The sequence below is a fragment of the Bradyrhizobium sp. USDA 4473 genome, from assembly GCF_054063335.1.
In genome coordinates this window covers 4,677,873-4,698,995 of record NZ_JBSSGE010000001.1, presented here as the reverse complement: position 1 = coordinate 4,698,995, position 21,123 = coordinate 4,677,873, and the positions used below count along the sequence as shown (strand labels likewise).

The 21,123-nt window shown below is 65.5% G+C and carries 23 protein-coding genes and 1 pseudogene; 10 read left to right on the top strand and 14 right to left on the bottom strand.

Going from position 1 to position 21,123, the window contains the following annotated elements:
• The first annotated feature begins 378 nt into the window (after positions 1-378).
• On the top strand, positions 379-1,131 hold the full coding sequence (locus tag ACVW17_RS21790) for a carbonic anhydrase (protein ID WP_456753831.1): 753 nt from the start codon (positions 379-381) through the stop codon (positions 1,129-1,131).
• A gap of 53 nt (positions 1,132-1,184) precedes the next feature.
• Entirely contained in the window at positions 1,185-1,592 is a 408-nt protein-coding gene (locus ACVW17_RS21785; RefSeq protein ID WP_456756494.1) for a ClpXP protease specificity-enhancing factor SspB, read from the top strand.
• Positions 1,593-1,614: 22 nt separating this feature from the next.
• Here the strand turns inward: ACVW17_RS21785 and ACVW17_RS21780 are convergent, their stop codons facing one another.
• Both ACVW17_RS21780 and ACVW17_RS21775 read right to left on the bottom strand, forming a co-directional pair.
• Positions 1,615-2,400 carry a 2-keto-4-pentenoate hydratase gene (locus ACVW17_RS21780; RefSeq protein ID WP_456797868.1) on the bottom strand — a complete coding sequence of 262 codons (786 nt, stop codon included), beginning with the start codon at positions 2,398-2,400 and terminating at the stop codon, positions 1,615-1,617.
• A gap of 108 nt (positions 2,401-2,508) precedes the next feature.
• Complete coding sequence (locus ACVW17_RS21775; RefSeq protein ID WP_456753829.1) at positions 2,509-3,537, bottom strand: SDR family oxidoreductase; 1,029 nt, start codon at positions 3,535-3,537, stop codon at positions 2,509-2,511.
• Between the two features lie 95 nt (positions 3,538-3,632).
• On the opposite strand from ACVW17_RS21775, the gene ACVW17_RS21770 reads away from it, so the two are divergent.
• On the top strand, positions 3,633-4,061 hold the full coding sequence (locus tag ACVW17_RS21770; RefSeq protein ID WP_456753828.1) for a winged helix-turn-helix transcriptional regulator: 429 nt from the start codon (positions 3,633-3,635) through the stop codon (positions 4,059-4,061).
• 30 nt (positions 4,062-4,091) lie between these two features.
• On the opposite strand, the gene ACVW17_RS21765 is transcribed toward ACVW17_RS21770, so the two are convergent.
• The 3 genes from ACVW17_RS21765 to ACVW17_RS21755 all read right to left on the bottom strand — a co-directional run bounded on the left by ACVW17_RS21765 (position 4,092) and on the right by ACVW17_RS21755 (position 6,341).
• The gene (locus tag ACVW17_RS21765; RefSeq protein WP_456753827.1) at positions 4,092-4,898 is read right to left on the bottom strand and encodes a phytanoyl-CoA dioxygenase; all 807 of its coding nucleotides are present in this window, start codon (positions 4,896-4,898) and stop codon (positions 4,092-4,094) included.
• Positions 4,899-5,153: 255 nt separating this feature from the next.
• Positions 5,154-5,519 (bottom strand): RNA polymerase-binding protein DksA, encoded by a 366-nt coding sequence (dksA, locus tag ACVW17_RS21760; RefSeq protein ID WP_456753826.1) that lies wholly within the window; start codon positions 5,517-5,519, stop codon positions 5,154-5,156.
• A 210-nt stretch (positions 5,520-5,729) separates the two neighbouring features.
• Entirely contained in the window at positions 5,730-6,341 is a 612-nt protein-coding gene (locus tag ACVW17_RS21755; protein WP_456753825.1) for an NAD(P)-dependent oxidoreductase, read from the bottom strand.
• Between the two features lie 102 nt (positions 6,342-6,443).
• On the opposite strand from ACVW17_RS21755, the gene ACVW17_RS21750 reads away from it, so the two are divergent.
• Positions 6,444-6,830, top strand: coding sequence for a winged helix-turn-helix transcriptional regulator (locus ACVW17_RS21750; RefSeq protein WP_212015608.1), 387 nt, complete (start codon positions 6,444-6,446; stop codon positions 6,828-6,830).
• A 57-nt stretch (positions 6,831-6,887) separates the two neighbouring features.
• Here the strand turns inward: ACVW17_RS21750 and ACVW17_RS21745 are convergent, their stop codons facing one another.
• Entirely contained in the window at positions 6,888-7,301 is a 414-nt protein-coding gene (locus tag ACVW17_RS21745) for a flagellar assembly protein FliX (protein ID WP_456753823.1), read from the bottom strand.
• 267 nt (positions 7,302-7,568) lie between these two features.
• Here ACVW17_RS21745 and ACVW17_RS21740 point away from each other — a divergent pair, with 267 nt between their 5' ends.
• From ACVW17_RS21740 to ACVW17_RS21725, 4 genes are all read left to right on the top strand, one after another.
• Positions 7,569-8,693: a flagellar basal body P-ring protein FlgI gene (locus tag ACVW17_RS21740; RefSeq protein WP_456753822.1), complete on the top strand. Its 1,125-nt coding sequence runs from the start codon at positions 7,569-7,571 to the stop codon at positions 8,691-8,693.
• Positions 8,693-9,049 carry a flagellar assembly peptidoglycan hydrolase FlgJ gene (flgJ, locus tag ACVW17_RS21735; protein ID WP_456753821.1) on the top strand — a complete coding sequence of 119 codons (357 nt, stop codon included), beginning with the start codon at positions 8,693-8,695 and terminating at the stop codon, positions 9,047-9,049. Before ACVW17_RS21740 ends, flgJ begins: the two co-directional genes overlap by 1 nt.
• A gap of 22 nt (positions 9,050-9,071) precedes the next feature.
• Positions 9,072-9,569 (top strand): hypothetical protein, encoded by a 498-nt coding sequence (locus tag ACVW17_RS21730; protein ID WP_456753820.1) that lies wholly within the window; start codon positions 9,072-9,074, stop codon positions 9,567-9,569.
• A gap of 162 nt (positions 9,570-9,731) precedes the next feature.
• Positions 9,732-10,118, top strand: a complete 387-nt coding sequence (locus tag ACVW17_RS21725) for a hypothetical protein (RefSeq protein WP_456753819.1) — start codon at positions 9,732-9,734, stop codon at positions 10,116-10,118.
• 23 nt (positions 10,119-10,141) lie between these two features.
• On the opposite strand, the gene ACVW17_RS21720 is transcribed toward ACVW17_RS21725, so the two are convergent.
• The 3 genes from ACVW17_RS21720 to ACVW17_RS21710 form a co-directional block, all read right to left on the bottom strand.
• The gene (locus ACVW17_RS21720) at positions 10,142-10,507 is read right to left on the bottom strand and encodes a hypothetical protein (RefSeq protein WP_456753818.1); all 366 of its coding nucleotides are present in this window, start codon (positions 10,505-10,507) and stop codon (positions 10,142-10,144) included.
• 28 nt (positions 10,508-10,535) lie between these two features.
• On the bottom strand, positions 10,536-10,901 hold the full coding sequence (flaF, locus tag ACVW17_RS21715; protein ID WP_456753817.1) for a flagellar biosynthesis regulator FlaF: 366 nt from the start codon (positions 10,899-10,901) through the stop codon (positions 10,536-10,538).
• Between the two features lie 206 nt (positions 10,902-11,107).
• Complete coding sequence (locus ACVW17_RS21710; protein WP_456753816.1) at positions 11,108-12,277, bottom strand: flagellin N-terminal helical domain-containing protein; 1,170 nt, start codon at positions 12,275-12,277, stop codon at positions 11,108-11,110.
• Positions 12,278-12,642: 365 nt separating this feature from the next.
• On the opposite strand from ACVW17_RS21710, the gene flbT reads away from it, so the two are divergent.
• The gene (gene flbT, locus ACVW17_RS21705) at positions 12,643-13,062 is read left to right on the top strand and encodes a flagellar biosynthesis repressor FlbT (protein WP_456753815.1); all 420 of its coding nucleotides are present in this window, start codon (positions 12,643-12,645) and stop codon (positions 13,060-13,062) included.
• A 74-nt stretch (positions 13,063-13,136) separates the two neighbouring features.
• Here the strand turns inward: flbT and ACVW17_RS21700 are convergent.
• A pseudogene (locus ACVW17_RS21700) lies at positions 13,137-14,601 on the bottom strand (flagellar protein).
• Between ACVW17_RS21700 and ACVW17_RS21695 the strand changes: the two are divergent.
• Complete coding sequence (locus tag ACVW17_RS21695) at positions 14,530-15,033, top strand: hypothetical protein (RefSeq protein ID WP_456799039.1); 504 nt, start codon at positions 14,530-14,532, stop codon at positions 15,031-15,033. The pseudogene ACVW17_RS21700 and the gene ACVW17_RS21695 sit on opposite strands and share 72 nt — an antisense overlap.
• Here ACVW17_RS21695 and flgK read toward each other — a convergent pair.
• The 4 genes from flgK to ACVW17_RS21675 form a co-directional block, all read right to left on the bottom strand.
• Positions 15,026-16,903, bottom strand: coding sequence for a flagellar hook-associated protein FlgK (flgK, locus tag ACVW17_RS21690; RefSeq protein WP_456797867.1), 1,878 nt, complete (start codon positions 16,901-16,903; stop codon positions 15,026-15,028). The genes ACVW17_RS21695 and flgK overlap by 8 nt on opposite strands.
• Before the next feature lie 46 nt (positions 16,904-16,949).
• Entirely contained in the window at positions 16,950-18,782 is a 1,833-nt protein-coding gene (locus ACVW17_RS21685; RefSeq protein ID WP_456753812.1) for a flagellar hook-basal body complex protein, read from the bottom strand.
• A gap of 223 nt (positions 18,783-19,005) precedes the next feature.
• Positions 19,006-19,521, bottom strand: a complete 516-nt coding sequence (gene msrB / locus ACVW17_RS21680) for a peptide-methionine (R)-S-oxide reductase MsrB (protein WP_456753811.1) — start codon at positions 19,519-19,521, stop codon at positions 19,006-19,008.
• 74 nt (positions 19,522-19,595) lie between these two features.
• Positions 19,596-21,092, bottom strand: coding sequence for an NAD(P)/FAD-dependent oxidoreductase (locus tag ACVW17_RS21675; protein ID WP_456797866.1), 1,497 nt, complete (start codon positions 21,090-21,092; stop codon positions 19,596-19,598).
• Between the last annotated feature and the right edge of the window lie 31 nt (positions 21,093-21,123).

Sequence of the window (21,123 nt, the reverse complement as noted above, 5' to 3'; positions counted from 1 at the left end):
CAACTGTCATCGCCCGGCTCGCCGCCTCCGCTGAAGCTTCGGCGAGCCCAAGACCGCAAGCCCCGTCGAAGCCTTGGCGAAGACGGGACCGGGCGATCCAGTACGCCGCGGCTTCTCGGCTCAAGCACAGTCGCCTCTGGAATACTGGATCACCCGCTTTCGCGGGTGATGACGCCGCGTTGTTGGGCATCTTGAAGCGAGAAACACCCTCACCGTCGTCCTGGCGAAGGCCAGGACCCATTACCCCAATTCTCAATCGTTGCGCGACGCCGGGGCCACCAGGACGACGATGGTGTGTGTGCGGCGGGTCGTTGCGGCGGCGCCGCCCATGACCTACACATATTGCGCGGATGCGGTCCTTGTTCACGGAGAACCTTGATGTGCCAGCTCTGCGACGTCATTCCTCCCAGCCAGACCTCGCGGCGGCGCTTCCTCGCCGCGGCGGCCTGCACCGCGGCCAGTCTTGCCTTTGCGCCGCCTGCGACAGCCAAGGAGACAACGCCGCCGCCGAAGCCGCAGAACGTGGTGTCGCCCGATGCGGCGCTCGACCGGCTGCTGAAGGGCAATCTGCGCTACGTCGAAGGCGTGTCGCGGCGGCATGATTTCAAGCACGAGCGCGAAGCGCTCGCCGGCGGACAGAATCCATTCGCGGGCATCCTGAGTTGCGCGGACTCCCGCATCGCACCGGAATATGCCTTCGACACCGGGCGCGGCGACCTGTTCGTCTGCCGCGTCGCCGGCAATTTCGCCAGCAACGAGACGATCGCGAGCCTGGAATATGCGCAGTCCGTGCTCGGCGTGCCGCTGTTCATGGTGCTCGGCCATGACAACTGCGGCGCGGTCGACGCCGCGATCAAGTCGCTGAAGGACAACATCACCCTGCCCGGACATCTGCCCTCGCTGGTCACCGCGATCGCGCCGGCTGTGAAGGCGACCGAGGGCGGCCCGGGCGACCGGCTCACCAACGCCATCCGGCAGAACGTGATCGACAATGTCGCGAAGCTCAGATCGGCGACGCCGATCCTCAGCGCCGCGGTCGACCAGGGCAAGCTCAGGATCGTCGGCGCGGTCTACCGACTGGTCGACGGCAAGGTCGAACTCGTCTCGGACGCCAAGCGGCCGGCGATTTGAACCTCGGCGCAGCCCGCGGCCACTGAAGCCAGGAACGACATCGCGTGAGCGACATGGAGAAGCGGATGTGGCGCCGGTGCGCCGGGATCGCGGGAGTGCTGCTGCTGGCGGCGTCATTGACGGCGCATGCCGACGCCGAGCCGTGCAACACCGCGACGAAGCGGATCGAGATGAGGGCGTCGCTGCGCCGCGCCGCGGAGGACCGGCCGGTCAACATCACCTTCGCGACCAGGGCGCGCGGCGTGAAACTGCCCGCCGCCGTGGTCGAGAGATACCCCGAGGAGATCACCATCATCCTGCAGCACGAGTTCGATCGCCTCGTGGTGACCGAGGACGGCTTCGAGGTCGGCGTCTGGTTCAAGCGCAAATATGCCAGGGTGACCGTGCCGTTCGACGCGGTGAGCGCGTTGTGGGACGGCACGGTTCGGATGTGCGCGGACAGTGAGCCGGGAGACCAGTGACCATCGCGAAGGACATGAACAGTCACGTAAACGTCGCTTCCACCTTGCCGAGGCTGTCGAGCTCCATCACGACCGCATCGCCCGCCTTCAGCCAGATCGTCTTGACCAGGCTGCCGGTCATCACGATCTGGCCGGCATGCAGGCCGCGGCCCTTGGTGGCGAGATGATTGGCGAGCCAGGCGAGCGCGTTGTGGGGATGGCCGAGCACGTCGGCGCCGGTGCCGCGCCCTTCCTCGTTGCCGTTGACCATCGCGCGCCCGCTGACCGCGCGCAGATCGGGCACGGTGATGCGCGGCACGGCTTCGCCGAGCACGCAGCCGGCAGCGAAGAAGTCGTCGGCGATCAATGTCGGCGCGCCCAGCGTCTCCCATTTGACGTAGCGGTCGTCGACGATCTCGATCGCGGGATGATAGGCCTCGATCGCCTCCGCCACCCATTCGGCGGTGAACGGCGCTTCGCTCGGCGCCAGGTTGCGCGCCAGCCGCACCGCGATCTCGCACTCGACGCCGACATGGACGAAGTCGGCCGCCGGCAGCCGCACGCCGCTGTCATGCACCACTTTCTCGAATATGCCGCCGCCGCAGGGATGCGGAATGTTGATGTACTCCTGCATCACCGCGCTGGTGCAGCCGATCTTGTAGCCGACAAGGCTGCCGACCTGCGGCTGCAACAGATCGTGCAGCGCGTACTGCACCTGATAGCCTTCGGCCTCGTCGAGCGGCACGACGTCTTTCGGAAGCGCCTTGAGCGGCGTACGGTTGCGGCGCGCGTTGGCGATCGCCTTTGCGGCCGCGAGGACCCGATCCATCTGCGCAGCCTCCCTGATGTTCTCGGCGGCGCGTTGGCGCCAGCGTCTGCTCACGGCAATTCAGCACTCGCCGACGCGTCTGGCAAGCACGCTGGGCGGGAGCCGCCGTCAGGCCTTGACCAGACCCAGCCTGATCAGGCTCTCGGCGGTGGCGACCAGCATCTCCTCATTGCCGCGCGGCCGCCAGCCGAGCAGACTTTGCGCCTTGGCGCTGGTCGAGCGGCGCACCTTGCCGAGCAATGGCAGCGCCGCGCGGGCCAACGGATTGCGCCGCGCGGCCAGCCGCATCATCCAGTCCGGCGCCTGGAACCGCGGCACCCGCCGCGCCTTGCTGCCGAGCTTTCTGCGCAGCAGCCGGGCGACCTGCAACACCGACATGGTCTCGCCGGCGACCGCGAGGAACCGTTCGCCCTTGGCCTTGGGCGATGTCATGGCGCGCAGATGCAGGTCGGCGACATCGCGCACGTCGACCAGGCCGAAATGGATCCGTGGCACCGCCGGCATCGCGCCGTCGAGCAGCGCCTTGATGATGCCGATCGACTCCGAGAAATCGGCACCAAGCGCCGGGCCGAACACCGCGGTCGGATTGACCACCGCAAGCTCGAGGCCACCTCCTTCGCGGGCGATGAAATCCCAGGCGGCGCGCTCGGCCAGCGTCTTGGATTTCGGATAGGCCTGCACGTCGGGGCCATCCAGATTGGACCACACGGTCTCATCGAACGGCTTGGCTTGCGGCGGGTGGCCATAGCCGATCGCTGCGAACGACGATGTGACGACGACGCGTTTGACGCCGGCATCGCGCGCCGCGCGCAGCACCCGCAGCGTGCCTTCCCGTGCCGGCACGATCAGCTCGTTCTCGTCCTCCGGCAGGTGAGCGCCAAGCGGCGATGCGACATGCAGCACGTAATCGCACCTTGCGGCCGCCTCGCGCCAGCCGTCATCGCGCAGCAGGTCGGCGGTGACGAAGCCGACCCGGTCGGCCGTCAGCGCGCCGCCTTCGCGCAGCATCGCGATCACGTCGTTGCTGCGATCCGGATTGCGCACCGTGGTTCGCACCGCATGCCCGTCGGCGAGCAGTTGCAGGATGGTATGCACGCCGATGAAACCCGAACCGCCTGTGACCAAAACCGTGCTCATGTCCTCGCCCTCCTGATGGTTCGGCGGGACCGGACATTGCGCCGCCCACCCTGCACAGCCCGCATCTGGTCACTATCTGACGTTGGACAAGTAGAATGAAATTCGAGACCGGTATGGAAAACAATACCAGCGAACTGTGTGACGGCAGTGAATGCGAGAGCTGCCCGACCGACCCGAGCCTTTTGATCGAGTTCAAGCACGCGATCCGCTCGCTCGGGGGCAAATGGAAGCTCGAGATCCTGTTCACGCTGATGCATGGTGGCGTGCGGTTCGGCGCGCTGCGCCGCGCGCTGGTGCCGATCACCCAGCACATGCTGACCGCGCAGCTGCGCGAGCTCGAGCGCGACGGCCTGGTGGCGCGCAAGGTGCTCGCCGAGAAGCCGCTGCAGGTCGCATACGAGCTGACGGATTCGGCCTGGAGCCTGACGCCGGCGTTCCGCGAATTGCTGGTGTGGTCGAAGACCTACGGCCCGCGCCGTCAGACGGAGGCGAGCGAGACGGCACTCGAGGCCGGATTGGCCTGAATGTCGTCTCGCCTTCGGAACGGTACGCGGTCAACCCATGTCGAGCGCCTGACGGATCGCGATCTCGACCGGCGAGTAGGCACCATCGTCACGCGTGAGCCGATACGGCTCACCGGGGCTGAGCGCGGGCTGTGCCATGAAGCGCGGCCGCTTGCCCCGATGGATTTGCGCGGCGTGCACCAGGAACGGATGGCACAAATAGACGGTGCCGGCCTCCCCCGTCGCCAGTGCGAGCTCGCAATCGGCGCCCATCTGCGCGAGGTCCATGCGCGCGCGTCCCGCCTCGCCCGCCGGTGCGAGGTAGCGCGCCATCGGACCATGCGAGCCGACCCTGATCCGGGTCGGCGCATCGTCCTCGCCGACATCGGAGAACAGGAACAGCATCAACAGCGCGCGGCCGCGCGAGTTGACGTTGACCCGCCAAGCGGAGAAATCGCTCCGCTCGTCCGGATCGCAATCGTCGCCGGGGAAGCTGACGTCGACATGCCAGCCGGCATCGCCCGGATCATCCGGATGCGGGAAACGCACCGGGAAGGTCCCGATGTCGTGCCGCGGAGACCAGCGGCCGGGACCGACGATCTGGTCGAAGGCGCGATACAGCACCGGCGTGTTGATCGCCTCGCGGAACGGCGTGCCGCCATATCCCGGCAAGCGGATCACCGGCTGGGTCCAGCTCGAAGCATCGTACTCGCTGCACGGCAGGTCGCGCCACATGATGGCGCGGCCGGCATCGGCGAGTTCGCGGGGAAAGGCGTTGTCGATCCTGACAAAGCCCTGTTCGATGAATTGCTCGATTTGCGCGCCGCTCAGCGCGCGCGCGTCGTCTCGATCGGTCATGATTGTCTCTCAAACTGTCGCCAGCCATCGATGGTCCGCGCTGCGCGGAACCTGGCCGGTTCATTCGGTTCACTGGAATCCCGCGAGCCCAAGCTCAGGGGGACGATCAGCGCTTCGCCGTGGAAGCGTGTTTCCTTGCGGAAACCAGATCAGCCCAGGAAGAACACCGAGGCGATGTCGAGAATGCGTGTCATCATGGCGGCGCGAACCTACAACCGGTGCGCGCCGGGATCAATCGGTGGTGGTCACCCGCCACTATTCGTCGCGATAGACCTTCTCGCGCTTCTCGTGGCGTTCCTGCGCCTCGACCGACAGCGTCGCGATCGGGCGAGCTTCGAGCCGCTTCAGCGAGATCGGGTCACCAGTCTCTTCGCAATAGCCGTAGGTGTTGTCTTCGATGCGCTGGAGCGCCGCGTCGATCTTGGAGATCAGCTTGCGCTGACGATCGCGGGCACGGAGTTCGATCGCGCGGTCGGTTTCCGAGGAAGCTCGGTCCGCGAGGTCGGGGTGGTTGACGTTCTCTTCCTGCAACGTCTGCAGCGTGATCTTCGATTCGCGGAGGATCTCGTCCTTCCAGGCCAGCAGCTTGGCGCGGAAATATTCGCGCTGCCGCTCATTCATGAAAGGCTCTTTTTCAGTCGGCCGGTAGTTCTTCAGCTTTTCCAAAGGCAGCCATGTCCCTGTCTGGCGGAGGGAACAAAACCCCTCTGCGCGGCGCCTTATATAGCCACGCCATGTGACAGACAATATCTGCCACCGCGAAAGCCGGGGTGCCCCCAAGGCCTTGCACAGGCAAACTTATCCGCCCTGCCTGGGGGCCGCCCCTCCCCCTTAATAGCCGACCGTAAACCGCTGCCGGATATGGGCCGGGCGCTCGATTTCGTCGGCGAGTGCGACTGCGAAATCCTCGAACGAGATCGAGCTTTTCCCGTCGGCCGCGGTCAGGAGCCGGTCGGTGCCGAGGCGGAACTTGCCGGTCCGCTCGCCCGGCACGAACAGCGCCGAGGGCGACAAAAAGGTCCAGTTCAAGTCCTTTTCCTGGCGCAGCAGGTCGAGGAATTCGGCCCCTTTGGTCGCTTCGGCCTTGTACTGGGCCGGGAAGTTCGGGGTGGTCACCAGGCGGACGCCGGGCGCCACCTCGAGGCTGCCGGCGCCGCCGACCACGAGATAGCGGCCGACCCCGGACGCCTTGGCTGCCCCGATCAGCTTGACCGGATCGCTGACGGTGAAATGGACGGAACTGATCGCGGCATCATGGCCGGCCCACAGCGCCGCCAATCCGGCCTGGTCGTTCACGTCGCCCTTCTTGGCCGTGACGTTCGGCAGCACCGCGATCTTCTCCGGGTTGCGGGCGATGGCGGTGACGGCATGGCCGCGGCGGGCGAGTTCCGCGGTGAGGCGCGAGCCGGCCTGGCCGGACGCACCGGCGATGGCGATCTTCATTCTAGTCTCCGATTGATAGTTTCCAATGGTGACTAGATAGCGAAATGGATGTAGGTGTGAAGAAGGCACTCTTGTCTCACCTGATTACGCCGGAGTAACCCGATGAAAGCCGCCAGCCTGAAGCCGGACGCCTATGCCGCCAATTGCCCGACGCGCCAGATCCTCGACCGGGTCGGCGACAAATGGGCGGTGCTGATCCTGCTGCTGCTGCGCAACGAGCCGATGCGCTTCAACCAGCTGCGCCGCGCCATCGAGGGCATCTCGCAGAAGATGCTGTCGCAGGTGTTGAAGAGCCTCGAGCGCGACGGGCTGCTGCGCCGCCGCGCGATCGCAACCGTTCCGGTCACTGTGGAGTATTCGATCACGCCGCTCGGGCTGACGCTCGCCGAAGCAGTCGATCCGCTGCGCGACTGGGCCGAGCAGAATCTGAAGGAGGTGCTGGCCGCGCAGCGCCGCTACGACACGCAGCGCAAGGCACTGGCGGCCTGAGGCGCTGGCGGCCCGAGGCGCTAAGGGCTCGAGAGAAGTTGGCTGATCGAAAGGAGCCTAGTATTGCCCGGCCTTGGCGAGTTCGACTTCGACGCGCAATTCGATCTCGCTCAGCACGGCATCGAGGCCGGGATCGCCGGAGGATTCCTTCAGGCTCGCGGCGGCGTCGCGCAGCCGGTTCACGGTGGAGGAATCGAAATTGCCGGACAGCAATCCGAGCTTGAGCGCGTCGAGCACGTCGAGCGCGCCCTTGCCGCGGGCGACCGAGCGCTTGCGGCGTTCGGTCGGATCTTCGACGCCCTGCAGCGCGAGCAGCGCGTCGAGGCTGGCCGCGGCCTTCGGCGCAGTGGTGGAACGGACCTCTTCCTGCGCGGTGGTCGCATCCGGCAGCGCGAAGCCGCTTCCCGAGGTGCGCCGCGTCGAGCTGGTCGACGTGCCAAGCGTGGTGCCATTCGGTCCGTAGATGCGCATCTGGATGATCCCGCAGGCCTGAATGGGCCGAGCATCGCCGTTTTATGGTTAACGACACGTAAACGACCCGGCAATTTCTGCAGCCCACACGGCAGTTTCGCGCTGCCTGGCCAACCCGAGCCAAATGGCGACCCGACAATTTCGATAAATATATCAATTCATTGCCCCGTCGAAACGACGTGGCACGCAGCTCGCATGGTTAATGGCGGATCGCCGTCATGGGAGTGTCGCGCGATCCGCGCGTTGAAGTTCGAGGGGAGCATCGGGATGCCCGGCATCCGCATCGCAAATCTGGTCGGAGTGGCCTGCGCCGCGTTGCTGGCGCTGGCGGCTTCCGTCATGCCGGCGGCCGCGACGTCGCGGATCAAGGATCTCGCCAATATCGAGGGCGTGCGTCAGAACCAGTTGATCGGCTACGGCCTCGTGGTCGGCCTCAACGGCACCGGCGATACGCTCAACAACATCCCCTTCACCAAGCAATCGCTGCAGGCGATGCTCGAGCGCATGGGCGTCAACATCCGCGGCGCCACCATCCGCACCGGCAACGTCGCCGCCGTGATGGTCACCGGCAACCTGCCGGCGTTCGGAACCCAGGGCACGCGGATGGACGTCACCGTCTCCGCGCTCGGCGACGCCAAGAACCTGCAGGGCGGCACCCTGCTCGTCACCCCCCTGCTCGGCGCCGACGGCAATGTCTACGCAGTGGCACAGGGATCGGTCGCGGTCGCAGGCTTCGCAGCCGAAGGCGCCGCCGCCAGCGTGGTCCGCGGCGTACCGACGGTCGGCCGGATCGCCAACGGCGCCATCATCGAGCGCGAGATCGAATTCGCGCTCAATCGCCTGCCGAATGTGCGGCTCGCGCTGCGCAACGCAGACTTCACCACCGCGAAGCGGATTGCGGCCGCGGTCAACGACTATCTCGGGGTCAAGACCGCCGAGCCGATCGATCCTTCCACCGTCCAGCTTTCGATCCCACCGGAGTTCAAGGGCAACGTCGTTGCCTTCCTGACCGAGATCGAGCAGTTGCAGGTCGACCCCGATCTCGTCGCGAAGATCGTGATCGACGAGCGCTCCGGCATCATCGTGATGGGCCGCGACGTGCGCGTCGCGACGGTCGCGGTGGCCCAGGGCAACCTCACCGTCACGATCTCGGAAGCCCCGCAGGTCAGCCAGCCCAATCCGCTGTCGCGCGGCCGAACGGTCGTGACACCGCGCACCAGCGTCGGCGTCAGCGAGGACGGCAAGAAATTTGCGCTCGTCAGAAACGGCGTCTCGCTGCAGCAGCTCGTCGACGGCCTCAACGGCCTCGGCATCGGACCGCGCGACCTGATCAGCATCCTGCAAGCGATCAAGGCCGCCGGCGCCATCGAAGCCGACATCGAGGTGATGTGATGGCGAGCCTGATCAACAGCACCACCGGCAGCATGCCGAACAAGGCCTTGATGCCGATGTTCAACGGCCGCCCCGATCCCGTGCTGCAGGACGCGATCAAAAAGGTGACGCCGCAGCAGCTCGCCAAGGCGAAAGCGACCGCGACCGACTTCGAATCGATGTTCCTGAACTCGATGTTCTCGCAGATGACCACCGGCCTGAAGGGCGAAGGCCCCTACGGCGACACGGTCGGCACCGGCCCGTGGCGCTCGATGCTGACCGACGAATATTCGAAGAACTTCGCCAAGGCCGGCGGCGTCGGCATTTCCAACGAAGTGTTCCGCTCGCTGATCCTGCAGCAGGCGGGCAAGAGCTAATTCGGTTTCAAGGAGCAGCGCGATGAACCAGCGTCCACAGCACCGGCCAGCATCCACCCCCGCCGCGCGGGGCGCGACGTCGACGCCGCCCGACGTCGCCCGGCTCGCCAATGAGCTGACCGACGTGATGAGCGGGCTGCTTGCCGTCGTCGAGCAGGAAACCGAATTCGTCCGCGCCGGCAAGATCCGCGAGGGCATGCGGCTCGAGGCGCAGAAGTCGGAACTGTCGCGGCGCTACATGCTGGCGGTCGAGCACCTGAAATCGATGCAGAAGATGCTGGCGCAGAGCGATCCCGAATTGCTGGCGACGCTGCGGCGGCATCACGAGACGTTCCGCGCCATGCTGCAGGTCAATCTGACCGTGCTTGCGACCGCGCATGCGGTCTCCGAAGGCATCGTGCGCGGCGTCAATGCCGAGGTGCAGCGGCGCAACATCCCGAACACCTACACCGCGAACGGCCAGCGCGCAGCGCCGGGCCCGCGCAACATGACGCCGATCGCGGTCAGCCGCACGCTCTGACGCGCATACGCCGACAATTTAGCTCAATTCGGCGCGGCGGCGGCAGCGCGCCGTTCAGCGTGTTTTCTAACACCCTATTGAGAGGTTCCCCGTAGAGTTGCGGATCGTGAGGGGTTGGGATTTGACTCAAGCAAACGAGTGCCTGTGCACTACGAGGCTGCCATGAGTACAGATTTCAACATCAAGCCGGTGGGGGCACCGGTCGCAGCGCCGATGATCACTCCCGTGAGCGATACGGCGCAGAAGGCGGTGAAGACCGAATTGCCCGCGAGCCAGAGCGTCACCGCTCCGGAGCCGAGCGTGCGCGTCACGATCGACCCCAATGCCGCCAATGCGTCGCTTTCGAACCAGGCTCCATCTGTCACCGACCAGGTCATCATCGACCGCGACGCGCGCGCCGTGGTCTATCAGGTGGTCGACAATCGTACCAACCTGGTGGTGAGGCAGTTTCCGGAAGAAGCCGTCTTGCGCCGCCGCGCCTATTTCCACACGCTCGATCTCAGCAAGGACGCGCCGACGCGCGCCAACGCGACCGACCGCCGCGCTTAGAACGCGAGCGAACCAACGTAACCTCAGGTCTTCTGCGTGGCGTAGGCCTTGTCGAGATAGGTCGATCCGGTGGCCGGATCGGTGACGACATTGGCGATCAGCGCCGTCCCCTGCTGCACCAGCGAGAACTTGGTATCGCCGATCCGGAACGCGCCGTCCTTGATCAGCACGTCCTGATACTTGCTGGTGCCGTCGCTCTGGTAGTGCACCTTGGCGCGGAAGCCATCGACGTTCGACACCGAGATGCTGAACGACTTGTTGTTGGCGTACTTGCCGCTCCAGCTGCCCTCATAGAGTTTCGGATCGACGGCCACATAGGGCGTCTTTGACGGAACCGTCAGGCCGGCAGCTTTGTAGTTGGCCGACAGGATGCTCAATACGTCGGCCATGTCGAGGCCTCCCGCGCGAACCGGTCGATCAGGCGCGGCCGGAGAGGCCGGCGGCGAGATTGCAGTTGATGTCGATCAGCGACTTCAGCTTCGCCGGGTCCGGATTCATCTGGATGTCGACGGTCTGCTTCATCACGAACACGCCGATGTTGGCGATGTTCTGCCGCACCTCGAGTGGCTGCGGATTGTCGTCGCCCTGCGCCGCGCTGAGGAAGATCGACCACAGCCGGCGGTTGAACAGCAATGCATGATCGAGCGCCTTGTCGGCACCGTTCCAATTGGTCTGGACTTCCTGCAACTGACGGGCCGCCTTCAGGAGCGCCTGCGCTTCGATTTCACGTGGGGACGCCGTCGTCGTGGACGTACGGGCGTAGGCCTGGGCTGCATTCGACATTAATGACCTCGGTGGGATGCGGATTTCTCGAGCCGCGGAGACGCAATTCTAGCGCCCGATATTTATGCATCCGCCGCCTTTAAATATGGTTAGCAGCCGTTACGAAATGCGTCATTCTGACGATGCGGAAAGATACCGTAATATCCCGGAGACAAACAAAAACGGCGGGGTTTCCCCCGCCGTTCCTGAAGAGCTTGTCGTTGCGCTTAGCGGAGCAGCTGCAGCACGCTCTGCTGGCTCTGGTTGGCGAGCGCGAGCGCGGAGACCGCGATCGACTGGCGGGTCGACAGCGCCTGGCTGTTGGCCGCTTCCTCGTTGGTGTCGGCCAGCGTCAGATTCGACGAACCGGTCTGCAGCACGTTGATCAGGTTCTTGGAGAAATCCTGACGGATCTGCACGATCGAGAGGTTCGAACCCAGCGTCGAGGCTTCGCTGCGCAACGCCGAGCTCGCCGAACTCAGCGACGCGATCACGCTGTTCGCCGAGTTGTTGTCGAGGAAGTCGGTGCCGGCGGTCAGCGACTTCAGACCGAGGCCGGAAGCGCTGAAGGTCACGCCGGTGATGCTCAGCGTGGACTTGCCGGTCTCGTTGAAGGTCAGCTTCAGGCTGTCGCCGTTCAGCAGGTTGATGCCGTTGAACGACGCATCCTGCGCCGTGGTCGTGATCTGCGAGATGGTGTTGTTGTACTGCTGCACCAGCGCCGCGCGCGCCGACTGCGAGGCGGAGTCGGCAACCGGAGCGGTGCCGGCTGCGCTGAACGTTGCGGTGCCGCCGCCGGTGTTGGTGAAGGTCGTCGCACCGATCGTCGAGGACGCCGCGTCATTGGTCGTGGTGATGACGAGCTTGTTGGAGCTGTCAAGGCTCGCCGTCAGGTTGCTGGCCGACAGCGCCGTGTTCAGCTGCGCCAGCGAGCTGCTCGCACCGAAGGTGAAGCTGAAGGCGGGCTGACCGGCCGAAGCCGCGATCGCCAGCACGTCGCCGCTCTTGATCGTGGTGCCGTCGACCAGGTTGGCCGCCGTGCCGCCGAGCGCCGCGGTCGAGGTGACCTGCGACCTGGTGGTGTAGCCCGTCGGGCTCTGCAGCACCTGGTTGGCAATCGATTTCGCGGAATCGACCAGCTTCTGCAGCGAGGTGATGCCGGTGTTGGCAGCCTGCAGCACCTGCACGCCGTTGCCGATGCCGTCGAGCAGGTTGTTGATGTCGCTGGCGCGGTTGTCGAGCGACTGTGCGGTGAAGAAGTTGGTCGGGTTGTCGAGCGCCGTGTTGACCTTCTTGCCGGTGGCAAGGCGGTTCTGCGTGGTGGAGAGCAGATCGGCGGTGGACTGGAGGGAGAGGAGGTTCTGGCGAACGGAGGACGAGAGAATGATATCGGACATTTTCATACCTTTCTGGTGTGAAACTGAGGAAAATGCCGCGCCGATCCTTTCTGATCGGGCGGATGGCCGATCCTGCGTTCAAGCCCGCGAAGGAAACAGAAATCTTCGGAACCGCATTTGAGACAAATGCAGAAGAATAAAATTGTCGCCATCAGGCGAGATTCGCCGCCGAAAACGACTGAGAGAACTACCGATTCCGGCCGCACGCCGATCCCTGCGCCCGCCCCATGTTCACCAAGCATTAACCATCATGGGAAAGGATCGCTGTCGCATCGGCCCCGGGGCCGCGACGGCGGCTGCTAAGCAGCGCCGAACATGTTCCGCTAGCTGCGACATCGCGCGACTGCCGGCAAAGGAGAACGGTCATGGCCCTGAAGGTCGAACTCAAACCGAACGAGCGCATCATCGTCGGCAATTGCGTGATCACCAACACCGATCAGCGCGCCCGCCTGCTGATCGACGGCGACCGCATCCCGATCCTGCGCGAGAAGGATATCCTGACGCCGGAGACCGCAGACACCCCGGCGAAGCTGATCTATCTCGCGGTGCAGCTGATGTATCTGTCGCCGGACCCGATGGCGCACCACCCGACCTATTTCAGCCTGGTGCGCGACATCATCACCGCGATGCCGAGCGCCTGGCCGTTCATCGAGAGCGTCAACAACTTCATCCTCAACGGCGACCTCTATCACGCGCTGAAGGAATCCAAGAAGCTGATCGCGCATGAGGAGAAGCTGCTGGAAAGCGCGCGCGCCACTCAGGATGAGACCCGCAAGAGCGCGTAGCGCATCCGCTCGTCGCATCGAAAAAGGCCTCCGCGAGGAGGCCTTTTTGCTGGCTGGAGATGGGCGGTGCGCGATCAGCTGATCGGCAGATATTTCAGCAGCGTGGTCTGATACAGCATCGACGTCGTCTGGTACGACGCCTGCAGGCTGGTCTGCAGCGCCAGGATCTTGGTCGCGACCTCGTCCTGATTGACGCCTTCGACCGAGTCCAGCATCGTCTCCGCCATGCCCTTGAGCTGGGTCTGGCGATCGGTGGCGGCCTTGGTCGCGGTCTGCGCGCCGGCGAACTCGGCCTGCACATCCTGGATCTGCTGCTGGCCGTTCTGCGGGGCAAGATTCCCGCTGACGCGCTGCGCCAGCGCCGTCACCTGCGCGCTCGCATTCGGGGTTGCTGGCATTGGTGGTGACCGCGGCATACACCGCGACGTTCTGCAGCAGATAGCGGAACGCCTGCTCGTTGGCGCGGGCGCCATATTGCACGGTGATCGATTGATCGACCTGCGCGACCGCGGTGCCGCGCGCCGATCCCGCGCCGTTCTCGCCGGTGTACCAGTAGACGGTGTTGTCGGGCGTGCCCGCGACCAGGCTGGTGGCGGTGTCGAACGGCGGTCCGCCGACCCTGAGCGGCGCCGGGGCCGCGGTGGTGTTGTTGGCGATGCCGAGCGCGCCGAGCGCAGCGGTATTCGAGCTCGAGATCGAGAGGCTCTCGCCGTCGGCGCCGTGCAAGGTGATCACGCCATTGCTGATGGTCGACGGGTTCTTGGTGCCGCTGATCTGGTCGATCTTCGCCATCAGCGTCTGCACGCTGTCGGTGATGTTGACCTGGTTGCCGGTGGCGCCCGAAGCCACGAAGGTGATCGGGGTGCCGTTCACCGTGATGGTGTCACCGGCCGCGAAGCCCGTCGACAGCGAGTCGGTGCCTGCCGCGCCCGAAAGCGCCGTGGCGCCTGAGATCGGCGCCGGCGGCGTGTTGTGGTTGTTGACGGCGGCGCCTGAGACGGTCGCGACCGGATTGAAGAAGTTGTTGGACGCTGCCACCGCGGAGGCTGCGACCAGCGAGGTGTCGCTCAACGTCTTGATCGAGGAGGTCAGCGTCGACTGCAAGTTGGCCGTCGTCGCCGTGGTGTCGGCGCCGATCAGGAACGAGCCGGTCGGCGGCGGGTTCGTCGTCGTCGCCGTCAGCTCAATCGCATCGGTGGTACCGTCGGGCAGCGTGAAATTGAACGTGATCTTGTCGCCATCCTTCGGATTGACGGCGCCGAGATCGACCGAGGCGGATTTCGGCGCGCCGGTCGGCTGCGTCACGGTAGCACCGGTCAATGACGATTGCACCGACAGCAGCTTCAGCCCGAACGGCGAGCCGTCCTCGGCGACGCTGGTCACCGTCGTGGTCGCCGGCGGCGACGAGACGCTCAGGCGCCCCATCAAATTGGCGCCCTGATCGGCCTGCTTGCGCTCATTGATGAGTTGGGTGAGACCGGCCTGGGTTGCCGTGCCCTTCAACATCGTGTCGGCGGAGACCGTGGCTGGCGTATCCATCGCGCGGCCGGAGAACAAATAGCGGTCGCCGGACTGGCTGTTCAGCATCGCGACTGCGTTGGCAAAGGCGGCCTGCGCCGTGATCTGGCCCGAGGTCTGGCCATTGTTGTTAAGCGTCAGCGTCGCCGTGGTCGCCGCGTTCTTCACCTGGGTGCCGACATCGGACAACCCCTGCAAGGTGAGGTTGGCGACATTCAGACGCGTGTTGAGATTGGTGGCAGTGTCGGAGAACGCGTTGATGCTGCTGATCTGGGCGCGCAGGCTGAGCGCGAAGCCGCGATCAAGCCCCTGCCCCGCATAGGTCGTCGAGACCTTGCCGGTCGCGAGTTGCGTCGTCAGGTCGTTGAGCTGACTGCGCAGGTTGAGGATCGTGGTGCCGATATAGGATGTTCTGCCGCTTACGCCGTCGATCGACATGTTACCCTCACGTGAGCTGCAGCAGCGCGTCGTACATCTGCTTGATCGACGACATCACGCGCGCATTGGCCGAATAGGCGTTCTGCAGCGAGAGCAGATGCGCCATCTCCTCGTCCATGTTGACGCCGGAGGTCGAGTCCATCTTGGTTTGCAGCGTATTCAGCACGACGTCCTGACCGTCGGCCAGTTGCTTGGCGGCGGTCGCCGATTCGCCCTGCTGGCTGATGAACTGCTTGGCAAAGTTCAGCAGCGTGCCGGTGAACGGCGCGCCCGACGTGCCGAGGCCGGTCTGCGGCGAATAGCTGTACGATGCGTTCGACAGCTGGTTCAGGATAAGGTTGGCGCGCGTGGTGTCGCCGGCCGGGGTCTGCGGATTGGTCGAGTACACGACCATGCGCGAGGGATCGCCGACCAGCGCGGTGTTGACGCTGATCCGTGCGGCAAGTCCGGTCGACTGGGCGCCGTTCGCGGTGATCGCACCGGTGTAGAGCCCGCCATTGTCGGTGAACAGCGGCAGCTGCGGATCGCCTGACGTCAGCGACGAGACCGTCGAGGTGACGGAGGCTGCGGTCACGTCGGCCTTGTTGGCGGCGCCGTCGTCAAGCACGCGCAGCGTCGATCCCGAGGGATTGGAGAATTGCAGGCCGGTTCCGCCGAGCGCGCCGTTGAGCTGTGCCAGCACCGAGCTCATGCCGCCGGAGAAATCCACGCCCAGCACCTCGTCGTTCGGATCGACGGTCGCGGTATTGCTCAGCGGCAGCACGCTCGGATCGTCGACGCGGATGATCGACAGATTGTGCGTCAGCCCGGTGGTGTTGTCCTTGTAGGAGACGTGGATGGTGTTGCCGTTCTGCAGCCCCGAAAGATCGAGGTCGAAGCCGGACTGCGCCCCCGCCGTGGCCGCCGTCCCCGCGGTGGTCTTGTCCGACAGCGCGCTCGACATCGCGGCGGCGAACTGGTCGATCTGGGTCTGGGCCTGCGCCAGCGTGTTGTCGCGCAGCTCGAGATAGGCCGCAATCTTGCCGGAGCGGATCGAGTTGGTCGACACCATGTCGTAGGTGCCGCCATGCGGGAACGTGATGGTGATGGTGCCGACGGTGCTCTTGGTCGGGTCGGTGTTGTACAGCGTGTTGGGCGTCATCGTGCCCTGGGCATTGAAGCTGAGCGTCGCCGCCTCGGTGCCGACCAGCTGCACGCCGGAATTGGTGAACACGGACACCTGGTTCTGGCCGTTGGTGACGGTGCGGATATCCATCAGCTGCGAAAGCTGCGTGACGTAGCGATCGCGCTGATCGAGCAGCGCCGCAGTCGACGCATCGGTCACGCCGCTATTGGCCGCCAGCTGCACATTGAGGCGCGCGATCTGCTGCATCGCATTGTTGGCGGTGTTGATGGAGTCGCTGATGCCGGCTTCGGCATTGGCGCGCAGCGTCTGGATGCCCTGCGAGGTCGCATTGAGCTGCTGCGCCATCGATTGCGCGGCGTTGACGACACCGATGCGCGCCGACTGCGAGTCCGGGCTGGTCGACAGCCCCTGCAGCGCGGTCAGGAACTTGTTGTAGGCATCCTCGATGGTGCCGGTGGTGTCGGGATTGCCGTACACGCCCTGCAGGTTGGCCAGGAATTGCGAGCGGACGTCGGCATAGGCGGCACCCGACGTCTCGGTGCGAAGCTGGGTCTGCAGGAATTCGTCGAGCTGGCGGTTGACGCCGGTGATCAGGACGCTCGAGCCGAACTGGCCGGTGGTGCCGGTGGTCTGGTTCAGCGTCTTCCTGACGTAGCCGGGCGTCTCCGCGTTGGCGACGTTCGACGACACGAGCGAGAGCGAGGCCTGCGTGGCGCGCAGGCCGGACATCGCGGTGGAAAGGGCTTGGCTCAAACCCATGCTGTGTACTCGCCTTTACTGCTTCACGCGTGCGTCAATGATGCGATCAGCGCACCACGTTCAGGAGATCCTGCACCATCGAATTGGTCGTCGTGATCACCTTGGTGTTGGCCGAATAGGCCTGCTGAGTCACGATCAGCTTGGTGAACTCGTCCGCAATGTCGGTGTTCGAGCTCTCGAGCGACGAACCGACGATGGTGCCGGCCTTGCCGAACAACGCCGCGCCGGATTCGTCGGTCGCCTCGAACGCGCCGCCGTCGATGCGCTTGAGGAAGTTGGTGCCGTTGAAGGTCGCGACCGAAATTTCCGCGAGGTCGATGTTGCGGCCGTTGGTGTAGTTGCCGACGATGCGGCCGTTGGTCGAGACGCTGACCGATTGCAGCTGGCCGGCCGGAAAGCCGTCCTGCTGGATCTGGTTGACCTGGACGTTGCCATTGGCATCCGCGAACTGGGTCACGCCGCCGGAGCCGAAATTGATCACGGGGTTGCCGAGCGAGACGCCGTTGACGACGGCATTGTTGAGGGTGACCGACGAGATCGCCGGCGACATCTGACCGTTCGAGGCGAAGGTGAAGTTGACGTTGGCGTTCTGCCAGGAGACCTGCGTGCCGGTGGCGTTGGGGTCGACCTGATAGAACAGGTTCCAGGTATCGGTATGTCCGGCGCCCAGCGAGGAGCTGTCGGTCTTGGCCCAGCGGAATTGCAGGTTCACCGGTGCGCCCGAGACGTCGTAGGCGGTGACGGCGCCGCCCGAGACGGATTCGTTCAGGAAGGTCGAGTTGTCGTTGCCGACCACCTGGCCGGTGCCGACGGTGCCGCCGCCGCCGCGGGTCGCGACCGCCGAGCCGGTGAAGCCGAGCGCCGCGAGCGCCGTCGAGTTCGAGCTCGTCACGTTGAGGTCCGACGACGTGCCGGAATGCAGGGTGATCTTGCCGCCGCTGATGGTCGATGGCGTCGCGGTGCCGGTGATCGCGTCGATCTTGGCGAGCAGCGTTCCGATGCTGTCGGTGACGTTGAGCTGGTTGCCGGTCGCGCCCGAAGCCACGAAGGTGATGACGGTGCCGTTGACCGTGATGGTATCGGCCGGCACCACGGGCGGACCGGCGGAGCCGGCGCTGAAATTGGTATTGATCGAGTCGGTGCCCGCAGCGCCCGACAGCAGGGTCGCGGCGGTGTTGGCGACCGACGGCGTCGCCTTGTTGTTCTGCGCGGTGCCGGTGACGGAGGAATCGGTATAGGGCGCGGCCGGCGTGCCCAGCACCAGCGGGTTATGTCCGCTGCTGAACGCGCCCGGCCGGATCAGCTCGGAGCCGGGCACCGAGGTATCGTGCGAGGTGGTCAGCGGATAGGATGCGAGGTTGGCGCGATAGTCGATCTTGGTGGTCTGCTGCGCCGGCAGGAAGTCGTTCTTGAACCGCAGCACCTGCGGCGAGGAGCCCGAGGGGTTGCCGGTGGTCGGGTCGATCGGCACGCCCTCGAGATAGTAGCCGGCGCCGTTGACCAGATAGCCGTCCTTGTTGAGCTGGAAATCGCCGCGGCGGGTGTAGCGGTCGACGCCGTCGAACACCGGCGAACCGTCGGTGAAGCTGCCGGGCTTCTGCACTGCGAAGAAGCCGTTGCCGTTGATCGCCATGAAGGTCGCGACCGAGGCCGACTGCACGTCGCCCTGCACCGAGTTGGTCGAGCGCGACTGCGCGGTGACGCCGCCGGCGAGCTGCGCGGTCAACGCGGTCTGCGGGACGAGATCGAGAAAGGAGGTATCGATGCGCTTGAAGGCCGTGGTCTGCGAGTTGGCGATGTTGCCGGAGATGTTCTCGAGCGCGTACGACCCTGCGCGCAAGCCACCGACCGCGGTCGTAAGTGCGCCGAAGATACCCATGACATGTTCTCCAATTCTAATCCCGGCGGCTGGCAATCAGCAGGTGGCCGCATCGGCGGAGCACGTCGCAAGGGTCGTGCCAGGAAACGAACCGTAACAAAATCATGCGCTTGAAAAAAAAGCCCCGGCCGTTTAACCGGGGCACAATTGCCGGGCAGGCAACAATTGCCGGGACGGAGCGCTGTCGTGACCCGCGCTCCCTGGCTGAAGATGGCGGTACTCGTCAGGTCGCCGAGGGCGCGGCCGGGTGAAACACCAGCGCAAAGCCGTCCATGCAGTAGCGCAGTCCGGTCGGCTTCGGGCCGTCGTCGAACACGTGGCCGAGATGGCCACCGCAACGGCGGCAGTGCACCTCGGTGCGCACCATGCCGAAGGTGCGGTCCGACGTGGTGCCGACCGCATTCTCCAGCGGCTTCCAGAAGCTCGGCCAGCCGGTGCCGCTCTCATACTTGGTCTCGGACGAGAACAACGGCAGGTCGCAGCCGGCGCAGGCGAAGGTGCCCTTGCGGTGCTCCTTGAGCAGCGGACTCGATCCCGGCCGCTCGGTACCCTGGTTGCGCAGGATCTCGTATTGCTGCGGCGTCAGCTGCGCCTTCCACTCGGCGTCGGTCTTCTCGATCTCGAATTTCTCGGCGGCCTTGTTATCAGAGGCCTCGGCCGGCGAGGCGCGCAGCCAGCGGAAGGCGGCGAAGCTCAGCAGGCTGGCGACGGAAGCAAGCAGGATACGGCGATCGATCATCAATCATCTCCGATGCGGGCGGCCAAGTCGGGCCGAACGGGCTCGTCAACAAATACGAACCCCGTCGCTGGACGTTACATCCGCCCGTCGGTGATCCGCTCACTTTCTTGCGAGGCGCGAGGATACCGCGGCTCATCGTCCTCGACCGGCCGGGGCGCAGGCGGGGCCGCCGGCCGCATCGCGGCCCCCGGCGGGCGACGGGGCGCCGGTCCCCGGGTTCCCGCCTTGAGATTGGCCTCGGCGAGCCGCGCCTCACGGGCCTCCTCCCTGGCGCGCGCCCCCTCGCGGTAGCGCGCCAGGACGCCCGCCACGGAGGAAGCGCCCCTCGTCCACAGGCTGACGAAATGCCCGGCAACGCGGCCGGTGGTGCCGCCGGCCCAGACCAGTTCGAACGGCGAGAACAACCGCCAGCGGTCGTCGCCCCACAGGATACTGCGTGCGATCAACTGGCCCGCGAGCGCCGAGGTGCTGAGCCCCTGCCGGCCGAAGCCGCTCGCCACCCACAGGCCTCGGCGCAATTGTCCGATCTGCGGCATGCCGTGCACGGTGACGCCGACCGCGCCGCCGAACACATCGGCGACCGGAACCTTGCCGAGCTGCGGAAACACCGTGGCGATGCGGCGCTGCACCGCCGCGCTGAGCCGCTTCGGCCGCGCATTCCAGGTGGTTTCCGGACTGGCCCACAACAGGCGATCGCCGTCGACGACGCGGAAATGGTCGATGCCGTCGCTGTCGACGACCGAGCCGGGAAAGGCGATGGTCTCCGCCAGCCGTTCACCGAGCGGCTCGGTCAATGCCGCGTAGCGCCACACCGGCAGCAGCGTATCGGACAAGCGCTTCAGCGGCGAACCGAGATGGACATTGCCGGCGAGGACAATGTGGTTGGCGCGCAGCCGCGCCGTCGGCGTCACGATGCGTTTCCGGATGCCCGAGAAATCGATGCTGACGACCGGCGTCTCCTCGAAGATCCGCACGCCTGCCCGCACGGCCAGCGCGGCGAGCCCGTGGACATATTTGCGGCCGTCGATCTGCAACGCCCTGGGGTAATAGATGCCGTGGAAGTAGCGGCCGGTCCTGAGCACGCTGCGCACGCGATCGACCTGCCAGCCTTCGACCTCGGTGGCAAAATCCTCGCCCAGCGTCTGCAACCGGCTGATCAGCGCCTCGCCGATATCGACGTTGGAGACTTCCAGCGCGCCGTCGCTCGGCTTGATGCCGGGGATCAGATCCTCGGTGGCGGTGGCGCGGACATAGTCGGCGCCTTCTTTGGACAGCGCCCACAATTCGCGGGCATTGTCGAGGCCGACGCGCTCGATCACATCCGATATCGGCAGGCCATAGCCCGGCATCACAGTTCCGAGATGATGGCCGGAGGCGTTCCAGCCGACCTGGCGGCCCTCGAGCACGGCGACGCTGGCGCCAAGCCGCGCCGCCTCGCGCGCCACGGTCAGGCCGGCCAGCCCCGCCCCGACCACGCAAATGTCGACGTCGAGGTCGAACGCCAGGCGGTCGCGGAACGCCGAGGCCGCCTCGTCGGGGCCGTCCGCCGCACTTGTGGAAGTCTCGCTCATGGCGTTTCTTACGAACCGCTGCGGCGCTTGT